The organism is Metapseudomonas cellulosilytica (assembly GCF_049334135.1).
In the GTDB taxonomy this organism is placed as follows: domain Bacteria; phylum Pseudomonadota; class Gammaproteobacteria; order Pseudomonadales; family Pseudomonadaceae; genus Metapseudomonas.
The window spans coordinates 1-3,286 of record NZ_JBHZGN010000055.1; the positions used below are offsets into that span (position 1 = coordinate 1).

A 3,286-nucleotide genomic window follows, 5' to 3' on the forward strand; every position below is an offset into this window, starting at 1 on the left:
TGAAACGACGCATCGCCGATGGTAGTGTGGAGCTTCTCCATGTGAGAGTAGGTCATCGTCAAGCTTCTATCCCAAACCCCCGATACGCCCAGGCGTGTCGGGGGTTTGTCTTTGCGCGCGAGAAAATCGGATCGAGTCATGCGTCGTCCTCATTGGCATTGAGCGGCATTCAGGGGGTGCCGGATTTCTATGCAACCTGAGTGTGCATGGATATGATGCCTGCCTCATTGTGAGTCGGACCTCAGCACATGCTGACCCTATTGAATCTTCTGCGGGATGGGCGCTTCCACTCGGGCCAGGCTCTGGGTGCGGCGCTGGGCGTGAGCAGAAGCGCTATCTGGAAACAGTTGCAGCAGTTGGAGGCAGAGTACGGTCTGCCGATCTATAAGGTGCGAGGTCGCGGCTATCGGCTGCAGAGCCCGCTGAGCCTGCTCGATAGCTCGGAGTTGAATGGGCGGAGTGCCCCGTGGCCACACGAGGTGTTCGAGTCGTTGGACTCTACGAATGCGGAAGTGATGCGAAGGCTGTCGGCAGGAGGCGTCCCACCCTTCGCGGTAACCGCCGAGCGGCAAAGCCAGGGGCGGGGGCGAAGGGGGCGCCGGTGGGTGAGTCCGTATGCGCAGAACCTTTACTACAGTCTCGCTCTGCGGATCGATGGAGGTGCCCGTCAGCTGGAGGGGTTGAGCCTGGTTGTCGGTCTTGCGGTGCTGGATACCCTGCGGGCATTCGGCCTGATGTCGGTCGGCCTCAAATGGCCGAATGATCTCCTGGTCGGCAGCCGCAAGATCGCCGGTGTTCTCCTTGAGCTGGTAGGGGATCCTGCAGATATCTGCCATGTGGTCGTCGGCATTGGAATCAATGTGAACATGCAGGTGGCGGCAGAGGAGATTGATCAGCCTTGGACCTCGATGCAGAGGGAGTCAGCCGAGCTCGTGGACAGGAATGCGTTGGTCAACCGATTGAGTGCCTCTCTCTCGGCTTACCTGGCGCGCCATAAGAGCGAGGGATTCTCTGCTCTTCGTGAAGAATGGGAGGCTGCTCATCTCTGGCAGGGGAGGGCTGTCAACCTGATAGCTGGCGTGCAGCAAATACATGGAAGAGTCATGGGGATCGATGCGACTGGCGCTTTGCGCCTCAGTGTCGACGGCGAAGAACGAGCTTATAGCGGTGGAGAGCTCAGTTTGAGGTTGAGTGATGATTCTTGAGCTTGACTGCGGCAACAGTTTTATCAAATGGCGGGTGATCGATAGTGCGCAGCAGACGACTCTGGCTGGCGGCGTGGTGGGCTCCGATGATGAGCTGGTATCCGCTCTGCAGGCGGTCGCCGGATTGGCGCTCCGTCATTGTCGGCTGGTCAGTGTCCGCTCTGACGAGGAGACGCGCTCGCTGACGGCTCGGCTGCAGGAGGTTTTTGCTGTTTCATGCGCGTGCGCGATGCCGGCGCTGGAAATGGCGGGCGTGCGCAATGGTTACTCGGAATACCAGCGGCTGGGTTTGGATCGCTGGCTCGCAGTGCTTGGCGCCTATCACATTGCTCGAAAACCCTGCCTTGTTCTGGATCTGGGGACCGCGGTGACCTCTGACTTGATCACTGGAGATGGGCAGCACCTGGGTGGATTCATTTGCCCCGGGATGCCCCTTATGCGCAACCAGCTTCGAACCCATACGCGGCGCATTCGATATGACGACGAGGCGGCGGAGAAGGCGTTGCTCGACTTGGCCCCCGGGCGTTCGACTGTTGAGGCTGTGGAGCGCGGCTGCCTGCTGATGTTGCGTGGATTCGTCCAGGCGCAGATCGAATTGGCCGCCGAGCATCTGGGGGACGAGTTCGAAGTCTTCCTCACGGGCGGCGACGCTCTCCTGGTTCGTGATGTGCTTCCGCGCGCAAGGGTGTTACCTGATCTGGTGTTCGCCGGCCTGGCGATCGCCTGTCCATTGCATTGAGGTCGATCCATGCGCTGGTTGTTCCTGTTCCTTCTGGTTCTCAATCTTTTCTACTACGTCTGGCATCAACAGCAGGCGCCGTTGCGGCCGAAAGAAGTGGAAACGCTTTCGCTCTACAAGGGGGGGCAGCAGGATATCCGCCTGCTCAGCGAGTCCGGCAATGTTCAGCCGCGGCGCTCTGTCGCCTCGGCGGTTCCGGCGGAGCAGGCGGTCTGTCTTTTTCTGGGAGGCTTCGAGCGTGAGGAGCAGGCGCGAGAGTTGGAGCAGCGCCTGATCAGTCTTGACGTGCGCGCTGTGGTGCAGCCTGTCGATGCGGCGGCAGGTACCGATTATTGGGTTTATCTCGCCCCGCTCGCTTCGAGGGAGGCGTCCCTGCGTCAGCTCAAGGAGCTCCAGGCGAGGAAGATCGACAGTTACATCGTCACCCAGGGGGATCTGGTGAACGGAATTTCCCTGGGAATCTTCCCTCGCATGGATTCCGCGGAGAGCGTCATGCAGCGTTTGCGTGACGCCGGCTATGAGCCTCTCATGCGGGAGTTGTCCCGCGCGCACCGTGACTATTGGGTCCGCGTGGCCCCTGAAAGCCGCAGGCTGGTTGATGATTCGCTGCTCGAGCAGCTGTCCCGAGATTTTTCTGGGTTAAAACATCAACTTATATCGTGTGAGGGTGTTGCATCTCCTCGCAAGCTTGAATAGAATGGCGCCCGCTTCGCAGGGTGGCTCAGAAAGCTGACTGCGAAGCTGCTGTCAAAAGTTGCTAACCTCAAGATTTTATTGAGAAAAAGCTTGACAGTAGGGTGGCAGAGTTTAAAATGCCGCCTCACTTGGAGGGGTTCCCGAGCGGCCAAAGGGATCAGACTGTAAATCTGACGTCATAGACTTCGAAGGTTCGAATCCTTCCCCCTCCACCAGATTCAAAGCGAGAGCTGTGGCTCCGCGGGTATAGTTCAGTGGTAGAACCTCAGCCTTCCAAGCTGATGATGCGGGTTCGATTCCCGCTACCCGCTCCAGGTTTGCTGTTTTCGCAATGTGTTTGGCTCATGTAGCTCAGCTGGTAGAGCACACCCTTGGTAAGGGTGAGGTCAGCGGTTCAAATCCGCTCATGAGCTCCATCTCAACAAAGGCAGATATGAAAATATCTGCCTTTGTTTTAATGGTGGCGTGACTCGCTCAAATTTTTGATGGGAGACGTTCTCGATGGCTAAAGAAAAGTTCGAACGTAACAAACCGCACGTCAACGTTGGCACCATTGGTCACGTTGACCATGGCAAGACCACTCTGACTGCTGCTCTGACCAAGGTCTGCTCCGAGACCTGGGGCGGTTCCGCTCGTGCGTTCGACC

Annotated in this window: 4 protein-coding genes and 3 tRNA genes; all 7 read left to right on the forward strand. The window is 58.3% G+C overall.

The annotated features are described in order from the left end of the window. Positions 1 to 248: 248 nt before the first annotated feature. Positions 249 to 1,205 (forward strand): bifunctional biotin--[acetyl-CoA-carboxylase] ligase/biotin operon repressor BirA, encoded by a 957-nt coding sequence (birA, locus tag ACFW0H_RS30010; protein WP_422917466.1) that lies wholly within the window; start codon positions 249 to 251, stop codon positions 1,203 to 1,205. Next, positions 1,195 to 1,944 carry a pantothenate kinase gene (locus tag ACFW0H_RS30015; protein WP_422917467.1) on the forward strand — a complete coding sequence of 250 codons (750 nt, stop codon included), beginning with the start codon at positions 1,195 to 1,197 and terminating at the stop codon, positions 1,942 to 1,944. Before birA ends, ACFW0H_RS30015 begins: the two co-directional genes overlap by 11 nt. Before the next feature lie 9 nt (positions 1,945 to 1,953). After that, a complete protein-coding gene (locus tag ACFW0H_RS30020; RefSeq protein WP_422917468.1) occupies positions 1,954 to 2,640 on the forward strand; it encodes an SPOR domain-containing protein in 687 nt (228 codons plus the stop codon). Positions 2,641 to 2,770: 130 nt separating this feature from the next. Further along, a tRNA-Tyr gene (locus ACFW0H_RS30025) sits at positions 2,771 to 2,855 on the forward strand. 25 nt (positions 2,856 to 2,880) lie between these two features. Continuing rightward, positions 2,881 to 2,954 (forward strand) — tRNA-Gly (locus ACFW0H_RS30030). Positions 2,955 to 2,980: 26 nt separating this feature from the next. Continuing rightward, a tRNA-Thr gene (locus ACFW0H_RS30035) sits at positions 2,981 to 3,056 on the forward strand. A gap of 85 nt (positions 3,057 to 3,141) precedes the next feature. Continuing rightward, positions 3,142 to 3,286, forward strand: a 145-nt coding sequence (locus tag ACFW0H_RS30040) for a GTP-binding protein (protein ID WP_236212687.1), incomplete at its 3' end; no start/stop codon positions are given.